Below are 16,208 nucleotides of genomic sequence, written 5' to 3'. Positions count from 1 at the left end.
AAAATTAGCCAAATTTCACTTTAAAAACGCGCTTCTACACTAAAATCTGGATAGTTTTGACCATTGCACAACAAAAAATTTTAACGTAGCGCACGATAGTTTTCTGGCTCAGAGGTTTTTCTACAGCCTCAACGCATTGCTAATTGGCTACCGCAGCGCAGCGAAGGCCACGCTGTTTGTGGCCGGAGCGAAATTAAGTAACTTGTTATTGTGCATCATCTTTAGAACCATGAAGAATAGCTTTTAAAGCAGGTCTAGCTATTGCCAGAAAATACACTTGCAGCACCAAACAAGTGACGACTAGTTTTATTAAATTCATAAACCAAGGCATTTCCCATATTGGCACATGACTTAAAGATTCTACTTTTTCAGAGCCTGAAACTGGAATACTGCTCCATATTGAATAGATACCAAGAGCAAGAACTAATATCGTGCCAATCAGAAAAATTTTGAATTCCACGGATGAACGTTCTTTAGACAAACTGACACCCTCCTTTCAATCGCCAATAACGCCCAAATTTAGCGCGGAAAGCCGCGCAGCGGGTTGACGTCGCAGTCAGCGCTTTTTGCTGACGATAAATTTGCTTGTTAGGCTGCTACTTAATGACAACGAATTTAGAGAGTTTTACACCTTTACTAATCTCTGTGGCATATGACTCTTTAATTCCAGCGGTTTGGGCAATTTTTTTCATTGAAACACCCGAGTTCTTTATTTCTTTGGCATATTTGATGCCGAACACATGAATCATTGCGACAGCTTCGCCATAATTAGAACTTAGATACATATCCTTAAGTTCTTTGCCTAAGTGAAGTAAGTCCATCTTAAACCTCAGCTATCTTTAGTTTGATTGTTCCAATCTCTACCCCAGCCGGCCTTTCCACATTGAGTACACGTATAATCACCAGTGGCAGCGCCTAAATGGTACTCTTTGCTAAGGTTTGGGTGATCGCAAGGCTTATCCCCCCAAGTTTCCCTTAACTTTTTTGCTTCTTCCAGTTGCATGAGTTAATCCTTACTTTTTGATTGCGAGAGCCTAACGCCCGCCATCAGCCGCGCAAGGTACGGGCGTCTGTTGCATGGCATTGTTATAGCACAACCGGCTCATCATGCATTTTTTCCCAGGTTTGCACCATAAGCTTCTTGGTTGGTCCCCAGCGGTACCCCCCCAATGCACCACTCTGCTGTATAACCCGGTGGCAGGGGATCAGTAAAGCAACTGGATTTGCTCCAATAGCGTTACCAACAGCCCTTGCAGACCTGGGGGCGCCGAGTGATCTGGCTACTTCGGCATAGCTGGCCACAGAGCCCGGTGGTATTTTCAACAAAGCACGCCACACGGCGATCTGGAAATTTGTCCCTGTCACATCGAGCGACAGCGGACCTTGCCCGGAAGCTTTGTCACTGCTAAAAAAGGCATCAATAGCGTGTCGCGTAGATGCCAGGCTTTCCCTGATCGAGCTGAGCGGCCAAGCGTTATGCAAACTATCCAGCAACTCTTCCAGGCTGTTGAAGTCCATGAACTCTGCCCGGCAAACACCCCGCTGGGTTACCGCAACAAACATAGGTCCGAACGGGGTAGCGTGTACACCGTACTCGATATAAACATGCTTACCACGACTTTTATACTCGCCGGGTGTGACTGCTTCCAGTTGCACAAAGTGATCATGCAACCTTGAGCTACCGCTTAGCCCAAGTTCATGTGAGACATCAAGCAAGGAGCGGGAATTATCCAGCAATCCTTTGCCCCGCTCCAATGTCAGAACCTGTAAAAAGCGCTTCGGCGTAGTACCTGCCCAGCGACAAAACAGCCTTTGAAAGTGATACGGGCTCAGATGCACATGGGCGGCTATCTCTTCAAGGCTGGGCTGATAAGCCGCCCTATCGACTAAATAGGCCATAGCGCTTGCGATTCGGTCATAGTCTGACATCGGACTGCCTCTCAAACACGATTTATAGATACACCGCCATCGACCAGCATCGCAGACCCCGTGGTGAAGCTGGACGCATCGGAGGCAAGGTACAATACAGACCGGGCAATTTCATCTGGCGTCGCCATACGCTTAAGAGCATGCAGATTATGCACAAATGCCAATGCTTCTGGCGTATTGGCAAACTCACGTCCTGCCGGCGTATCAGTACCGCCAGGCAAAAGGGCATTAACCCGGATATTCTGAGGCCCATGCTCTGACGCCAGCACTTGAGTCAGCCCAATAAGTCCCGCCTTACTGGCGGCGTAGGCTGCCATGCCTGGCATACCTGCGGTGTAACCAACGAAGGTAGAGGTGAAAATTAACGAACCTCCTTTTCGGGCAGCCATAGCAGGCAGTTGGTACTTTGCGCCCAAAAATGCGCTGGTTAAGTTGGTCGCAATAACTTGATTCCAGTCCGTGAGCGACATCTCCGGGACAGGGCCCATAGCACCCAGAATGGCAGCATTGTTAAAAGCGATATCCAGGCCACCAAAGTGGCTTACCGCCTTATCTACCAAAGCTTTAGCAAACGCTTCTTCGCCAACATCACCGGCTAGTGCCAGTGCCTGCCCGCCTTCCGTGTTGATTAAGTCCACAAGGTCATCAAGTTCCTTCTGTCGCCTTGCAGCCACCACGACGGCAGCACCTTCTCTCGCAAAAAGCTTCGCAGTTGCGTAACCAATTCCGGTGCTAGCGCCGGTAATAATAGCAACTTTGTTGGCAAGTATAGTCATCGTTATTCCTCTAGGATCTGCTTACTGTAAAAGGGCATATGCCCGAACAGATGCTATATTAGGAGGCCGAACGACTACTGCCGACCCGAATCTTGCTGTATTTCAATTGCGCTATAACGCCGCCAGCACGCGCGGCTTTGTAGTGAAGGCGAAGCCGCAACAGAAAAGACGTCGCCATGCCTGGCCTTGTTAAATTTTTATAGCGCCATATGCAACAGTGGATATGGCTTACCCTGACCATCAACTGGTGAGCGGCCTATCACTTTAAAGCCAATATGCTGATAAAAGCCCAGTGCCTGCTCGTTTTGCTCATTTACATCGACCTTTGATGCGCCCTGCTCCTTGATAGCATGAGCTGACAATAAAGCACCAATACCTTTTCCTCGAGCATCAGGGGAGATGAACAACATCTCAATATTACCGTCATGGACTCCGCAAAAACCTTGAATTTCACCATGCGTATTTTTAGCGCACCTTAAGTCAACGGCGTCGAAATACTGTTCAAGAATTAATGGCTTTAACTCTTGTAGATCATCCTCAGCCAGAAAATCATGCGTTGCTCTGACCGACGCTTCCCAGACTTCTATCAGCTTAAGGTGATCTGCTTTTTCTACGATCTCAATATTCATCACTAAACCCGATTGAAAATTTAACGCCCAATTTTACCGCGAAAAGCCGCGCAGCGGGTTGACGTCGCAGCCAGCGTTTTTGCTGGCGATAAAATTTGATTGTTATGCGCCTTGCTCCCAATCTCACTTGATACCATAATTAGGTATCTTTTGGTATCCGGAGAACTGCACATGGCCAAGAACACAAGCATCACTCTTGGAGAACACTTTGAGGGCTTTATTACAAGCCAGATCCAAAGTGGGCGTTACGGCTCAGCGAGTGAAGTCATTCGCTCAGCGCTACGCTTACTCGAAAACCAAGAAACCAAACTAAATTCACTCCGTCAACTACTTGTCGAAGGCGAACAAAGCGGTGACGCCGAGTATGACCTCGATAGCTTTATCAATGAACTTGATAGTGAAAACTCTCGATGAAGCCATTTAATCTCACTGTTGCTGCTAAAACAGATTTACGAGATATCGCATTATTTACCCAGCGTCGCTGGGGAAAAGAGCAACGAAATATCTATTTAAAACAATTTGATGATTCATTTTGGCTTTTAGCTGAAAACCCCGACATCGGTAAAACATGCGATGAAATCAGAAACGGATATCGTAAATTCCCTCAAGGTAGCCACGTCATTTTTTATCAACAGATAGGCAGTCAACAAATTAAAATCATCCGTATTCTTCATAAGAGTATGGATGTTAACCCGATACTTGGCGCATAACGCCGTGCGCATGCGCGCGAACTTGTGAGCGTCGCAGGGGCCACATGCCCCGAATGCCGAACCTTGTTAAATGGCATCTTGGTTATTTTATGCGCCATGATTCAAGGTCCTTTTCATTCCGAGTGATATTTTTATGGAAGCTGCAAAGCGCCTCTATTTGAGCCTGTGTATAACCGGACCTCGAGGATAGAAAGGCAGTTGGCAGGAAACTCTTATTCTTTTCAGACAAACCATTTTTCAAGATGTTGTACACTCGCTCTGCACGGTATTTCTTAACACACCAGCTGACTATCCACCCAACGATGAGAATAAGCAGACCTGACACCAATGCACCTAGAAAACTATTTTTACTTAGCAATTCCCACAAACTCAACATCTCCAACTTTACGAGAGCCATTTAACGACCTCCACACAGGCGAGCAACTTGTTGCGAGTCCAGCGCCATCGGCGCGTTGTGCTGGCGCTTGTTAGGTGTCATCGCTACTAAACCAATAATAAAAACCTACAGATATCCATACAAGTATGCCGACGAAAAACCAACCTGGCTCTTCAGCCAAATAAATGCCTCCATTACGACCAGGCAGAACACCGAAATACAAAATAGCAATGATTGATATAGGCCAAATAAATGAAACCAAAATTCGTGTTTTTTTTAAATCTGTTTTTTGTGATTGGAACTGAATTATTTCGTTGTCACTCAAGTATGGTGATTTTTTAGCATTCAATCGAGCAATCATTTTTTCAAGATTTCGTTTATCTTCAGCACTTAATGTGCTGTCTGAGATAAGAATGTTTTTCATCTCATCAACAGAGTTACGTTCAAACCGAGAGAAGATCAACTTACCCACCTAACGCCTTGCTAATGGGCTGCCGCAGCGTAGCGTAGGCAGTCCAGTTGAGGCCACGCTGTTTGTTGCCGGAACGAAATTAAGCAACTTGTTAGCATGACAATGCACCGAGTTTGATTACAGTTACATTTGCTACTTTAAATGGGCCACGAACCCAATATCCTTTCGTGCCAACCTTTATACGTTTACGATGAAACTCACGCATTTCTTCAGACAGAATCCACATATTCGCTCTACCTTTATGTGGTGCGCTTCCTAGAGTTTTATCTTCGATCACTTGGCCGTTTTCGTCGACCAACTCAGGCCAAATCATATAAACGCCGTCTAGCTGAGGGTCATCGCCATCATACAAAAAGTCTGTACGCATACCTTGATGTGGTTTGGCATTTTTCATTTCATCACAAAGATCAATTTCATATTCAACAACAAAATCAGGTTGTCTATTTTGATCATCTTCGTAGGGTGAATGCATACAATCCTTTCGTTATGCTAACGCCCAAATTTAGCGCGGAAAGCCGCGCAGCGGGTTGACGTCGCAGCCAGCGCTTTTTGCTGGCGATAAAATTTGATTGTTAGCATTTAATTCAATCTATTTTTAACATGGGAAGTAACATGGTTTGTTGTAATTCCATAAACTTACTTTTTGTGTATGGCCCAAAAACAAATTCTGCTGCCTCAGCATATTGATGATCTTTGCTCTTATCAATGTAATAAAAACCGCAAGAATCTTCAGGGCACGCGTACAAAGATATGTACTTTTCATTGACTTGGATTTCTCTCGGGTTTTCTATCCGCCGGATGTATGCGCCATCTCCCAAGCTGTAGCCAAGGCTTTTTTTCCCATCAATCCAGTAAACCTCGTACGGTCCATCACTCCATGAAGGCCAAAGACTGAAAATGATTATGCAAGATACTAAAATGACAAAATATTTCACGAAGCACCTTAACCTGCTAACGCCCGCAGCACAGGCCGAAACCCGCGCAGCGGTTGAGGTCCAGGCCACGCAGTGGCCGATTGTGACTGCGCTTGTTATACATCGTCACTTTCCGGTGGAGGTGGTGGCGGCATCTCAGGCCTTTTGGCTGGAGGTGCAACATTCAGTAATTCCGAGAGCTTATATTTTTTAAAATTGCCGCAAAAAGCAATCGCGCTTCGGTCTTTATAAGGCGAGTTATAGCTAACATTTATAATAACTTCACTCTCGGATAAAGGATTAATCCCTAAGTGCACAGTGTAATAATCACCTTCATACTCAGCGTATTCATGGAGGTCTAATCCCATATCGAAAGTTGACGCGAGTTGAGCATTTATAGAGCTTACAAACATTTTTTCACGTTTAGTCGGTATGTATATCTGATAGTATTTCAGCTTACGGTCTAGACCTTCATAATCTGCCTGAATAGCAAAAGCTTGTTCTTTTGAAAGGCCTTTATCACAAGCATTTGCGACTAAGCTCAGCAAAGTAAAGAAAATGAACAATAAAGCCTTCATTAGAACCTACTTAATGTATAACGCCCGCCACAAACGCGAGCAACTTGTTGCGAGTCGAGCGCCCAACGGGCGCGTTTATGATGGCGATTGTTAGCAACGCTCTTCAACATACTAATTTTTAATGGTTTTGCCTGTTAAAACTCTAAAAAGCATTCTAGGCATATAACCAAATACCGTTGTAAAAGTGAACGCCACCGCTGCAATAAAAAATAAAATTGTAGCCAAAACGGTGACGAAAAATACATACCAGTTGAAAGGAACAACCGCTGAATTAAACGACGTAACCTCACCATGGACAAAGATAATAACTGCATACCAAGCCGCAATAGAAAGGGCTAGTGTCAACAATCTGAATATTGGTCGTATTTCATTGTCACTCATGTAGGCAGAAGACCTCTTTTTCTAGCTAACATTTGTATATTGTGCCGGCACGCTTTGTCTGGTTTTACCAGATGGCCAACCAGCGTTAACTTATTGATAAAAAGCCATTAATTACAATCAACTACTGCTAGCTGTGACCAAAAGCGTGCTGGCACATTATTACTTTTTTCTTGCCTGTTATTTTTAGAGTGGTCCACGCTAAGTATCTAAATTAGAGTGTTTTTCCTTCTTCAGCAACAGATAAATGTGCCTATTGATGTACTCAAAGCGTGCCTGTTTTATGGTGGAAGCAAATAACACTGTATATTCGTCCAGATGTGCAGCGAAAGTTGGCCGTTGGCATAATGCTAACAGTTTCAGATCATCTAGAAGCCAGTACATATGACCCTTAGTACTTAGCGCGCGGATTTAGAAGTGAAAAAAAAGGCGCCATCAGGCGCCTTCTTTTTATACAAAATTCGATTAGCTTGCGCTACGGGCTTTGATGGCGTCCAGTATTGGAGAAGCTGCAAAACCATTGCTTGCTGCCCACTCTAAATCACCTGATGCTGCAACCTGGCTGCCTGGTAACTGCTTGATGATAAATTCAGCTGTGTCAGCTGCATTGTGCTTGATGGCATGACGAACTAAAGGCAAGCCGTCACACGTAATACCGTCATACACGTTTTTCAAACGTAAACGATTGTCTGATAAAGCTTTACGCAGATTGTTTTTGTTGTCATCGGCCACATAAGCACAGATAGACTGAACCATCTGATCGTTAGCAGAGGCTGTTGGTGCAACAAATTGAGCAGCAGCGATGGCGATTAAAGCAACAAATTTAAATTTCATAATAAGCTCCGGTGTTGGCTAACACTGATCATAAGATCAGGCTGATTGGTCTGTGTAAACAGGCTGAAACTTCAACAACAGCATTTTTGCTGTTATTTATCAGCGAACACGAAAGGAGGAGCTTTGATACCAGAAAACTGGTGTAGATGCGTCCTACGTAATCATCAGACTACGGCAGCCCAGCCATCATAGGTTTCCCCTTAGATCTGCAGCTTTGCGTGTACTCCCTTTCGGGAGACTTGCCTTTCGAGCGCGCGCATTCTAAGCAGTGACTGATTTTTATGCAAGAAGAATTTTAAGGCTTTTTGATAAAGTTAAAGTATTGACTCTAAAAGAACAATTCATTCAGACAGCAAGACTTTTAGCCGTCTGAATTTTGAGTTTCAGCAACAAGCTCCATCCCCAGATTGCTTAATCCTTGTTCACGTACCCAGGCTTTCAGCATTTGCACCTGCTCACGCTGGAAACCGTCCTTTAATGGTGTGACTAATTCGATCAGCTCAGACAGACAGTCCATTTCATATTCCATCAGCTCGTGATCCCGCACCCACTTTTTCAGTTCAGCTTCAGTGGTGATATCGATCTCTTCAGCCTGATATTCAATTAAACGGGCCACTGAGGCCTGTGAAATTTTAGCCACGTTAACAAACTCAGTTGGATCCTGTGACAAAATACCGTTCAGCATAGAGTCCAAAGCTGTGGCGGTATCAATAGCAGGGTAAACACCAAACATATCAAACTGGCTTTGATCCGGCGTTGCCAGCTCTAACTCTTCGCACAAACGCTCAAAGTTAATTTTAACCTTCTTTACAAAAAGCCATTCCCACACCAGATTCAGAATGTCGCGACACAACTTGGCATCACCAAAACCCGTCACTTCACTAAACAGCTGATAATTGGGCAGCATACGTTCCAGCAAGGTTGCAGCTATGGCGGCTTGCTGATAAAACCCCAGCTCACGCATGTTCTGAAAGTTGTTTGCTTTTTGTTTCATGTTTAATCCATTTTGGTCTGGCGGTTCTGGCTGCGCATCATACACAACAGACTGCGCTCAGAAAACTCTGTTATTTTTGTCCAGTGTACTATCAGCATGGCACTAATGCGAATATGATCAGAATCTTAGTCAGTCTTTCTCTACTCTGAACACAGGTGACTTTATGTTGATGACCATGACGACTCCCGCTTTGTTATTTCCAGCCATTTCTTTGTTATTACTGGCGTACACCAACAGGTTTTTAGTGCTGGCTCAGCTTATTCGTCAACTCAATACCCGTGAAGGCGGGCAAGTACGGGATATGGCGAAACGTCAGATAGAAAACTTACGGCAACGTATGTTTTTAATTCGTTCTATGCAGCGCTGGGGCGTGATTAGTTTTGTACTTTGTACTCTGTCGATGTTTTTTCTGTTTATGCAGTGGGGATTGGCTGGCCAGATTGCTTTTGGTGCCAGCCTCACCAGTTTGATGTTGAGTTTACTGGTGTCTTTGTATGAAATTCAGATTTCCTGCAACGCGATAAAAATAGAACTGGAAAGTATGGAACAAGAGCAGGCTTAACCTGCTCTTAGTTCTGCCAGTTGTTGCTCTAAGGCATTGCAGCTGGCTGTTATGTCCTGTTGCTGGATAGATAAAATAATCTCACCAACCGGCAGGCCAAATTTATACAAAGTCGACTGGTTCATCAGTTGTTGTGGCGTCACCAGATACAACCAGTCTTCCACTTTTACTTCAATCACCCCGTCTCCATCCGGGATTTGCAATACATATTCCCAGTACAAGGTATTGCCAGCTTGTTGGCCTGTCGCCTGACCTGTGACGTCAGCAGCTGAACCTGTGACTTTTCCATCTTTATCTACTGCTAATTGCCAAATCCGTTGTTCTACCCGGCCATCGCTGAAGTGAAACAATTCAAATAAGGTGCCTTCATTGCCTTGCCACTGGCCACAAAGCTCTGCCGAAAAACGCACACTTTGTTTACCTTGCCAGTTTTTTACTACACCGTAGGCATTCAGTGAGCCACTGAAATAGTCAGGCAAATGAAAGGTTGGGGTTTGCTGCTGATAGTCCTGCACCTGATGGCTGCAACCCCAAAGCAGCAGCGGGGCAAGCAAAGCAATAAAACGCATCATAAAAACTCCTTTACTAGGGCGTGTTGACGTTTCGAGATTAAATTTTGTTCGTTCTGGCGACGCTTTGATCGCGAAACGAGGAGCGAAGTTTAGTTATTCTAAATGAGTGACGAGTGACAAGGAGCAAGGCGCCGCCAGACGAACCCGAAGGGCAGCGCCTGGCCGGCCTTTCTGCTGCGTTAGCACTCGTTTATGTAGAATAACTACACTGCACTCGCGCTGCCTTGCATAAAAACCGGCCAGACTGCTGCAAAAATAACCCTGAAACGTCAACACGCCCTGATATAAAGAAGCTATACGGGGTGAACACCAATCTGGCTCAGTCCTGGGCTAAAGCAAAACAACAATAAAAAGTGGCCCCCTGGCCTTCCACAGATTCAAAACCAATAAGTCCATTCATGCCATGCACCAGCTCTTTTGAAATGGCTAAACCCAGGCCAGTGCCGCCGGTTTGTCTGGTATCAGAAGCATCGGCCTGTGAAAAACGCTGAAAAATACGGTCGCGGAATTTTTCCGGCACACCTGGCCCCTGATCAATGACGGCAATACGCACCATTTGTTCATTCAGGCTTAACTCCACTACCACTGTGGCTGCCGCAGGTGAAAACTTAATGGCGTTACTTAAAAAGTTTGATAACACCTGAATAAAACGTTTGGCATCCACTCTGATGCAAACCTCTGTCATTATCGCTTTGATACTCAGCTGAATATGCCGATCCTGAGCCATCATTTTATTTGCATCCAGCGCCTGCTGAATCAGTGGCAATACCAGTTCTGTTTTCAAATCAAACTGCATTTTTCCTGCTGCTATTTTTTCAATATCCAGCAAGTCGTTGATTAACAAGGTTAAACGCTGGCAGTTTTTATAGGCAATACTGATCAGGCTGCTTACTTTTTCCGGCATATCGCCCATCACTCCTGCATGCAGCAAACCTAAAGCTCCGGTAATAGAAGTTAAAGGCGTACGCAGTTCATGACTGACAGTAGACACAAATTCGTTTTTCAGCCGCTCAATACGTTTGCGGTCAGTGATATCACGCACAGTACAGATGTAAATCAGTCGCCCTTGTCTGCGGATCACAGATAAGGCCATTTCCATCGCAAAAATACTGCCATCAGCACGTAATCCATCCAGCTCGCGGTTGCAGCCTAACAAAGGTTTTACCCCTGGGGTGGGTAAATATGCCTGCTGGGATTCCTGATTTTGCCTCAATACAGCGGGTAACAGATTAGTGGCATAGTGGCCTAAAAAGTCTTCAGCCTTGCAGCGGAATAAATCCTGAGCTGCAGGGTTCATACTGGCAATACGGCCATTTTCATCGATGGTGATAATGCCATCCACCACGTTATTTAAAATGGTTTGAGTATGCTGGGCGTATTCTTTGCTGATTTGTTCTGCGTCTTTGCGCTGCGCCACCGACAAAGTTTGCGCCATCACGGCAGCAATAGCACTGACAAAAGCTTCCTCGTCAGAATGCCATTGCCGTTGCGGGCCTATATGCTCAAGACATAAGATCCCAACCACTTTACCAGCAATAATAATACCGGCATCGAGCATAGAACTGATGCCTAAAGGTTTCAGATAAAGTTCTGCAAACTCACTGGTGGCAGGATCGTTCATTGCATCATTGGCACAAATCCAGCCTCGTGAAGCAACAGCAGAAAAATACCTTGGGTAATCCGCTCGCCTTAACAACAGCTGGCCTAATTGCTGTTCACCTTCGTTTTGGTGCAAGGCCAGACAAAACATCTCGTCACCTTGCTCCGACAACATCCAGACACTGACTCTGTTACAGAGGATGGCCGAAGAGGTTGAGCGCACCAGATGTTTAGCAAAAGCCAGGCTGTCTCCGCTGGCAACAGCTTCATCCACCACCAGTTGAGCCAAAGTACTACGTTGACGCAGGGTACGATCCTGACTGTCTTTTTCTGCAGACTCCGCTTTTTTCCTGCTGCTGATATCCAGACAAATCAACACAAAACCCGTCAGTTGGCCTTGCTCGCTGAACACAGCATCACATTCCAGGCTTAACCAGCAGGCCTGGCCTGATGCGCTGTAACACAAGAGTTCCTCAGAAAAGCCTGAGCTGCCGCTAATAGCCTGATGAATACGTTGCAATACCAAAGCATCGGCTTTTTGATTGGCTAATACCTGAGTGATGGCTTTGTTCTGTAAATAATTGGCTTTGTAGCCAGACAAACGTTCATACGCCGGGTTCACCCATTCAATCACCCCCTCGGCATTAGCTACTATCACGCCATTGCTGGTTCGGCTGACCACCAAAGACAAACGATCCAAAGAGGCTGTGCCCTGCTCGACTTTATGTTCAAGCTGTGAAAAAGCGTTGCTGAGTTTGGTCGCCATCAAATCAAAAGATTGGATCAGGCCATTCAGTTCAAAAACCGGGGTCTGATACAGCTCAAAATCTGTTCTGTCGCCACTGGCCAGCAAGTCAGCCCGCCGATGCAAAGCTTCAATAGGTTGCACCAGCTTACGGCTTAACACAAAAATCAGCAGCGCCCCCACTATCACAGCCAACAGGATTAACCATAAAGCTTGTAAAGAATTTTCATCGACAAAACTCATCAGTGGCTGCTGCGGCAGAACCACTGCGATGCGCAACTTTAAACCTTGTGGATCACTGAATTCGGTAAAGTTCAGTAAATAATGTTGATCATCCAGCTCCAGTTGCAGCTGCCCTGCACTGTGCTTTTGCCTGCTCAGTGCTGCGGCTGCCTGCCGAAGTAAAGGTTGCTCGCTTTGGCTGGCCATTACTTGTGTAATCATTGCCCCACGTTCGGTAACCAGTGGCGCCTGAATCGAAGAGGCTATCAGGTATCCTTGCAGATCCGTGATAAAAATCATGCCGTTTCCTTCCACAGGCTGAGCTTGCAGATACAGTTCCAGATGACTCAGGCTAATATCAGCGGCAATGACAGCCTGTAACTGACCACTCTGATCATAAGTAGGCGCAGCCAGCCCTACACCCAAGCCATCGTAGGACTGATATTTGTAGATCGGATACCAGCTTGGTTTACCTTGTTGCACTGCATACTGAAACCAGCTGCGTGTTCTGACATCGTAGGGGATGCCTTGCTCCAAAGCAGCTCCGGGCAAGCCCACTTCCTGCAGGGTATAACGCACCCGGACTAAGTCTTGCTGATTCATTGAACTGATCAGTGTGAGCTGGCCATGACCAACATCTCTGTTCACGCCCAGATACCGACCATTGGCGAAACCCGCTGAGACATAAGTTAAATAAGGCGCACTGCGAATTTGTACTGTCAGAAAACGCGCCAGATCCTGCTCTGACTGCAGATCCAGAATACCGCTGTCTATGGATTGCAGAGTCGAGTCCAACACGGTTTTTGGCACGGCCAGCAAATACTGCAAATGAGAGTTCACGCGAAGGCTGATTTGGTCCGCCAGTTTCTGGCCATAGTGCAGGGCAGCTTGTTGTCCGTTCAGATAAGAAATCAGACTGACCAAACCCGCAGTCAGTATAAATAGCAATAAAACAGGCACTGTAAAAAAGAGCCGAAGGGACATTCCTTTGTGTGAAGGGCGCTTTGACCGCATAAAGACAAAAAACTCCGGATCTGACTTTGTCGACAGTTCCAGTATAGCGGTAATAATAGGGATTACGGCACCTTAAATCAGCTACTTAGCCATTTTAGTGGATCAAACCTAACTCTAAAGCCAGGAGCACAGCACGAGTTCTGTCACGCACCCCTAATTTAGCCAAAATGCTGGAAATCTGATTCTTAATAGTGCCTTCAGATTTGTACAGCGCACTGGCTATTTCTTTATTGGCATAACCTGATGCCATCAGTTGCAGAATTTGCAGTTCTTTTTCGGATAATTCTTCAATAGCAGCAGGGCGAGGGAAATTACTGACAGGGCTTAACCCTGACAATAAACGTTCTGTAATGGTACTTTGAAAACAAGTGCCACCTTGTTGCAGAGTTTGAATGGCCGACACTAAAGTTTCCAGTGACACGTCTTTCAGTAAATAGCCTTTAGCGCCAAGCTGGATACTTTTTAACACCAAATCATGTTCTTCAAAGGTGGTCAAAATCAACACTGGTGTGGTCAGTTGCTGCTGTTTCAGCTGCTCCAGTGTGGCTAATCCATCCACTTTAGGCATAGACAAGTCCAGCAAAATGACATCAGGCAGATGCACTTGCACCAGATCCACCACCACAGAGCCATCCGCTGCTTCAGCAACCACTTCCACCTGACCTGACAGCTGCAACAGGCTTTTGATGCCCTGACGGATCAGCATTTGATCGTCCACTAACAACACACGCAAGGTCATGGCTGAATTCCTGTAGGTAAAGTGACTTCTAAACAAAAGTGGTTGTCTTTCACTTGCCAGACCAAAGTTCCGGCGCAGGAGGCCACCCTTTCCTGCATACCTGTTAAGCCATTGCCCGCTTTCCAGTCAGGCGAAACTTTGCCGTTGTCATAAATAGTCAGTTGTAAAAAGCCATGTTGTGGTTTCACCGCTAAATAAAACTCAGTGGCCTGACTGTGTCTTAGAGTATTAGTTAACGCTTCCTGCACTATCAAGAGTAACTGCTGCGCTACTTTTACATCGGCAAGTTCAACATTTTGTGGGCAATCCCACTGCACTTTCACCCCAGGCACTGCGATCAAAAGTTTCTCCAGCGCCTGATAAATAGAAAACTGCTGCTGTTCACGCAAAGCGCTGACTGCTTCACGCACATCCGACAGCAATAACCTGGCGATCTGATGGCATTGATCCACTTTGGTTTTGGCTTCGCCTTGAGTTAAGTGCCCCGCTACCTGCAAATTAATGGTTAAGGCCGTTAAATGATGGCCCAACACATCATGCAAATCACGGGCTATACGGCTACGCTCCTGCTGCTGAGACGCCATCATCAACAGATCCTGGGTCGCCAGTAATTGCTGATGGGTTTGCTGTAATTCTTGTCTGGCCTGCTGCTCAGAGCGAGCCTGGTTTTTCATCAACAAAGCAAAAAAGTGAAAGCTACTAAATAGCAAAGCCGTGATCCACATAGAGCGTTGTTCTATATAGGAATCCACGCCATACCAAAGCCCCAGCACAGCAACAGTAATAAAAACAGCGGTTCGCATTGGCAGCAGATAAGGTAATACCGACACCCAGATAATGCTCAGGATCGCCAGATAGTCAAAAGGCAAGATCCAGTTCAAGGCCAAAGCGAACAGCAGTTGCAGGATATAACAGATCAATTCAAAACGGGGTAAAACACCAGAACGCTCATCACTGCGGGTCACGCAATAAAAACAAGCACCGTTCAGCAGAAACAATGGAATGACCCAAGGCCATAACGACCAGAGCCGTTCATGGGGCCAGCTCAGGTACAAAGTCAGCGCAAAAACTAAAAACCAGGTAAGCATCCCGGCCAACACATCCCATGCGATTGAAAACTTTAGTTTCATGACCACTTCACTGACCTTTCACTTCTGGCTTTGCAGTATGCCCGATTTTGCTTTCAGCTCAATAGGCCAAAAGTCACAGTAAAAACTCCTGACTTATGGCACCTGTAATAGCACAGCTGAAGTTTTAATCTGAGTGCATCTGTTGAAGGAGATGATTATGCTGATGTTCCATAGCCTGTTGTTAAAACTACATATTGCCTTAGGTGTCATTGCACTGCTGTTGTTCTGGCTGCCTATGTTGAGCCGTAAAGGCAGCCAGTTACACCGTAAATCAGGCCGCTATTATGGCCATATTATGAAAGTGGTCGCTTTAAGTGGTCTGGTGATGACCTGTCTGGTGTGGTTTGATCCTATAGGAATTAAAGGTGCAGGTTTCATAGTCGATGGCCAGATCCAGCAGCGAAAATTAAACTTTTTTATGATGCTTAACCTGTTTTTGTTTTTACTTAGCCTGCTGACCTGGGTCACTATACGTCATGCCACAGGGACTCTGTTATGCAAACAAAACCGCGATCCACTGAAACATTGGAGCTATCAGGGGCCTGTCTTGTTATTGGTCATAGTAGCTTTTTATGGTGGCTGGCAAGGTTTTAAATTTGGTATGCCGCTGGTGATGGTGTTTGCCGGTATTTCGCTAGTGACCAGCTTTAGCATACTGACTTACCTGCATACAAAAACTGTGACAAACAACCGCTGGTTAATAGAACATGCCTCCGCCATGATTGGCTCTGGTATTGCAGCCTACACCGCATTTTTTGCCTTTGGCGGCCGTGCTTTATTTGAAGAGTTATTAACAGGCCACTGGATGATGCTGCCATGGCTGATCCCCAGCCTGATAGGTATCCCGGCCACTATCTGGTTTAAACGCCGCTTATCGCAGCCAATAAGAAGCCAGGCATAATCATCAGTACAACCAAAGGGAAATCGATTAAAAGATTCCCTTTTAATTTAATCACTTAAAAACACTGCAAAAATATTCCTGCTTTTTTGTCAAATCAGGCAAACTATTTTCAATGCCTGTACGACTTATCATCA

General features: G+C 45.6%; 21 protein-coding genes and 1 riboswitch. Of the genes, 4 read left to right on the top strand and 17 right to left on the bottom strand.

What is annotated here, in order from left to right:
• Positions 1-205 precede the first annotated feature (205 nt).
• From J2W69_RS09280 to J2W69_RS09255, 6 genes are all read right to left on the bottom strand, one after another.
• Complete coding sequence (locus J2W69_RS09280) at positions 206-481, bottom strand: hypothetical protein (RefSeq protein ID WP_310277153.1); 276 nt, start codon at positions 479-481, stop codon at positions 206-208.
• A gap of 115 nt (positions 482-596) precedes the next feature.
• Positions 597-821 (bottom strand): HTH-like domain-containing protein, encoded by a 225-nt coding sequence (locus J2W69_RS09275; protein ID WP_310277150.1) that lies wholly within the window; start codon positions 819-821, stop codon positions 597-599.
• An 8-nt stretch (positions 822-829) separates the two neighbouring features.
• Positions 830-1,003 (bottom strand): hypothetical protein, encoded by a 174-nt coding sequence (locus tag J2W69_RS09270; protein WP_310277147.1) that lies wholly within the window; start codon positions 1,001-1,003, stop codon positions 830-832.
• 83 nt (positions 1,004-1,086) lie between these two features.
• A complete protein-coding gene (locus J2W69_RS09265) occupies positions 1,087-1,929 on the bottom strand; it encodes a methylated-DNA--[protein]-cysteine S-methyltransferase (RefSeq protein WP_310277144.1) in 843 nt (280 codons plus the stop codon).
• 11 nt (positions 1,930-1,940) lie between these two features.
• On the bottom strand, positions 1,941-2,705 hold the full coding sequence (locus J2W69_RS09260; protein ID WP_310277141.1) for an SDR family oxidoreductase: 765 nt from the start codon (positions 2,703-2,705) through the stop codon (positions 1,941-1,943).
• A 197-nt stretch (positions 2,706-2,902) separates the two neighbouring features.
• Positions 2,903-3,334, bottom strand: coding sequence for an acetyltransferase (locus J2W69_RS09255; protein WP_310277138.1), 432 nt, complete (start codon positions 3,332-3,334; stop codon positions 2,903-2,905).
• A 171-nt stretch (positions 3,335-3,505) separates the two neighbouring features.
• Here J2W69_RS09255 and J2W69_RS09250 point away from each other — a divergent pair, with 171 nt between their 5' ends.
• Together J2W69_RS09250 and J2W69_RS09245 are read left to right on the top strand one after the other, a co-directional pair.
• Positions 3,506-3,748 carry a type II toxin-antitoxin system ParD family antitoxin gene (locus J2W69_RS09250; RefSeq protein WP_187027495.1) on the top strand — a complete coding sequence of 81 codons (243 nt, stop codon included), beginning with the start codon at positions 3,506-3,508 and terminating at the stop codon, positions 3,746-3,748.
• Positions 3,745-4,044 (top strand): type II toxin-antitoxin system RelE/ParE family toxin, encoded by a 300-nt coding sequence (locus J2W69_RS09245; RefSeq protein WP_189431781.1) that lies wholly within the window; start codon positions 3,745-3,747, stop codon positions 4,042-4,044. The genes J2W69_RS09250 and J2W69_RS09245 overlap by 4 nt, the downstream gene beginning before the upstream one ends.
• Before the next feature lie 467 nt (positions 4,045-4,511).
• Here J2W69_RS09245 and J2W69_RS09240 read toward each other — a convergent pair whose 3' ends face one another.
• From J2W69_RS09240 to J2W69_RS09210, 7 genes are all read right to left on the bottom strand, one after another.
• On the bottom strand, positions 4,512-4,892 hold the full coding sequence (locus J2W69_RS09240) for a hypothetical protein (RefSeq protein ID WP_310277132.1): 381 nt from the start codon (positions 4,890-4,892) through the stop codon (positions 4,512-4,514).
• Between the two features lie 91 nt (positions 4,893-4,983).
• The gene (locus J2W69_RS09235; RefSeq protein ID WP_310277129.1) at positions 4,984-5,364 is read right to left on the bottom strand and encodes a hypothetical protein; all 381 of its coding nucleotides are present in this window, start codon (positions 5,362-5,364) and stop codon (positions 4,984-4,986) included.
• Between the two features lie 112 nt (positions 5,365-5,476).
• Entirely contained in the window at positions 5,477-5,827 is a 351-nt protein-coding gene (locus J2W69_RS09230) for a hypothetical protein (protein WP_310277126.1), read from the bottom strand.
• A 95-nt stretch (positions 5,828-5,922) separates the two neighbouring features.
• Complete coding sequence (locus tag J2W69_RS09225) at positions 5,923-6,384, bottom strand: hypothetical protein (protein WP_310277123.1); 462 nt, start codon at positions 6,382-6,384, stop codon at positions 5,923-5,925.
• 111 nt (positions 6,385-6,495) lie between these two features.
• A complete protein-coding gene (locus tag J2W69_RS09220) occupies positions 6,496-6,765 on the bottom strand; it encodes a hypothetical protein (protein WP_310277120.1) in 270 nt (89 codons plus the stop codon).
• Between the two features lie 462 nt (positions 6,766-7,227).
• Positions 7,228-7,596, bottom strand: coding sequence for a DUF3718 domain-containing protein (locus J2W69_RS09215; RefSeq protein WP_310277117.1), 369 nt, complete (start codon positions 7,594-7,596; stop codon positions 7,228-7,230).
• 170 nt (positions 7,597-7,766) lie between these two features.
• Positions 7,767-7,850: riboswitch (cyclic di-GMP riboswitch) on the bottom strand.
• A gap of 107 nt (positions 7,851-7,957) precedes the next feature.
• Positions 7,958-8,590, bottom strand: a complete 633-nt coding sequence (locus tag J2W69_RS09210) for a YjaG family protein (RefSeq protein ID WP_310277115.1) — start codon at positions 8,588-8,590, stop codon at positions 7,958-7,960.
• Between the two features lie 163 nt (positions 8,591-8,753).
• On the opposite strand from J2W69_RS09210, the gene J2W69_RS09205 reads away from it, so the two are divergent.
• Complete coding sequence (locus tag J2W69_RS09205; RefSeq protein WP_008899826.1) at positions 8,754-9,152, top strand: DUF2721 domain-containing protein; 399 nt, start codon at positions 8,754-8,756, stop codon at positions 9,150-9,152.
• On the opposite strand, the gene J2W69_RS09200 is transcribed toward J2W69_RS09205, so the two are convergent.
• From J2W69_RS09200 to J2W69_RS09185, 4 genes are all read right to left on the bottom strand, one after another.
• Positions 9,149-9,724, bottom strand: a complete 576-nt coding sequence (locus tag J2W69_RS09200) for a DUF3833 domain-containing protein (RefSeq protein ID WP_310277112.1) — start codon at positions 9,722-9,724, stop codon at positions 9,149-9,151. The genes J2W69_RS09205 and J2W69_RS09200 overlap by 4 nt on opposite strands.
• 319 nt (positions 9,725-10,043) lie before the next feature.
• The gene (locus J2W69_RS09195; protein ID WP_310277109.1) at positions 10,044-13,238 is read right to left on the bottom strand and encodes a PAS domain S-box protein; all 3,195 of its coding nucleotides are present in this window, start codon (positions 13,236-13,238) and stop codon (positions 10,044-10,046) included.
• 160 nt (positions 13,239-13,398) lie between these two features.
• On the bottom strand, positions 13,399-14,043 hold the full coding sequence (locus tag J2W69_RS09190; protein ID WP_310277106.1) for a response regulator transcription factor: 645 nt from the start codon (positions 14,041-14,043) through the stop codon (positions 13,399-13,401).
• Complete coding sequence (locus J2W69_RS09185) at positions 14,040-15,173, bottom strand: sensor histidine kinase (RefSeq protein WP_310277103.1); 1,134 nt, start codon at positions 15,171-15,173, stop codon at positions 14,040-14,042. Before J2W69_RS09185 ends, J2W69_RS09190 begins: the two co-directional genes overlap by 4 nt.
• Positions 15,174-15,330: 157 nt before the next feature.
• Here J2W69_RS09185 and J2W69_RS09180 point away from each other — a divergent pair, with 157 nt between their 5' ends.
• Positions 15,331-16,074: a DUF2306 domain-containing protein gene (locus tag J2W69_RS09180; protein ID WP_310277100.1), complete on the top strand. Its 744-nt coding sequence runs from the start codon at positions 15,331-15,333 to the stop codon at positions 16,072-16,074.
• The last annotated feature ends 134 nt before the right edge of the window (positions 16,075-16,208 follow it).

Source organism: Rheinheimera soli, from assembly GCF_031457405.1.
Taxonomy (GTDB): domain Bacteria; phylum Pseudomonadota; class Gammaproteobacteria; order Enterobacterales; family Alteromonadaceae; genus Pararheinheimera; species Pararheinheimera soli_A.
Note: the sequence above shows the minus strand (reverse complement) of the source record. Positions and strands in the feature narration are given on the sequence as shown.

Bases quoted from the DNA above. Each gene is read 5' to 3' on its own strand.
- J2W69_RS09200 (WP_310277112.1), bottom strand. From the start codon at position 9,724: ATGATGCGTTTTATTGCTTTGCTTGCCCCGCTGCTGCTTTGGGGTTGC.
- J2W69_RS09205 (WP_008899826.1), top strand. From the start codon at position 8,754: ATGTTGATGACCATGACGACTCCCGCTTTGTTATTTCCAGCCATTTCT.
- J2W69_RS09265 (WP_310277144.1), bottom strand. From the start codon at position 1,929: ATGTCAGACTATGACCGAATCGCAAGCGCTATGGCCTATTTAGTCGAT.
- J2W69_RS09250 (WP_187027495.1), top strand. From the start codon at position 3,506: ATGGCCAAGAACACAAGCATCACTCTTGGAGAACACTTTGAGGGCTTT.
- J2W69_RS09185 (WP_310277103.1), bottom strand. From the start codon at position 15,173: ATGAAACTAAAGTTTTCAATCGCATGGGATGTGTTGGCCGGGATGCTT.
- J2W69_RS09180 (WP_310277100.1), top strand. From the start codon at position 15,331: ATGCTGATGTTCCATAGCCTGTTGTTAAAACTACATATTGCCTTAGGT.
- J2W69_RS09260 (WP_310277141.1), bottom strand. From the start codon at position 2,705: ATGACTATACTTGCCAACAAAGTTGCTATTATTACCGGCGCTAGCACC.
- J2W69_RS09275 (WP_310277150.1), bottom strand. From the start codon at position 821: ATGGACTTACTTCACTTAGGCAAAGAACTTAAGGATATGTATCTAAGT.
- J2W69_RS09220 (WP_310277120.1), bottom strand. From the start codon at position 6,765: ATGAGTGACAATGAAATACGACCAATATTCAGATTGTTGACACTAGCC.
- J2W69_RS09225 (WP_310277123.1), bottom strand. From the start codon at position 6,384: ATGAAGGCTTTATTGTTCATTTTCTTTACTTTGCTGAGCTTAGTCGCA.
- J2W69_RS09255 (WP_310277138.1), bottom strand. From the start codon at position 3,334: ATGAATATTGAGATCGTAGAAAAAGCAGATCACCTTAAGCTGATAGAA.
- J2W69_RS09270 (WP_310277147.1), bottom strand. From the start codon at position 1,003: ATGCAACTGGAAGAAGCAAAAAAGTTAAGGGAAACTTGGGGGGATAAG.
- J2W69_RS09235 (WP_310277129.1), bottom strand. From the start codon at position 5,364: ATGCATTCACCCTACGAAGATGATCAAAATAGACAACCTGATTTTGTT.
- J2W69_RS09210 (WP_310277115.1), bottom strand. From the start codon at position 8,590: ATGAAACAAAAAGCAAACAACTTTCAGAACATGCGTGAGCTGGGGTTT.
- J2W69_RS09190 (WP_310277106.1), bottom strand. From the start codon at position 14,043: ATGACCTTGCGTGTGTTGTTAGTGGACGATCAAATGCTGATCCGTCAG.
- J2W69_RS09245 (WP_189431781.1), top strand. From the start codon at position 3,745: ATGAAGCCATTTAATCTCACTGTTGCTGCTAAAACAGATTTACGAGAT.
- J2W69_RS09215 (WP_310277117.1), bottom strand. From the start codon at position 7,596: ATGAAATTTAAATTTGTTGCTTTAATCGCCATCGCTGCTGCTCAATTT.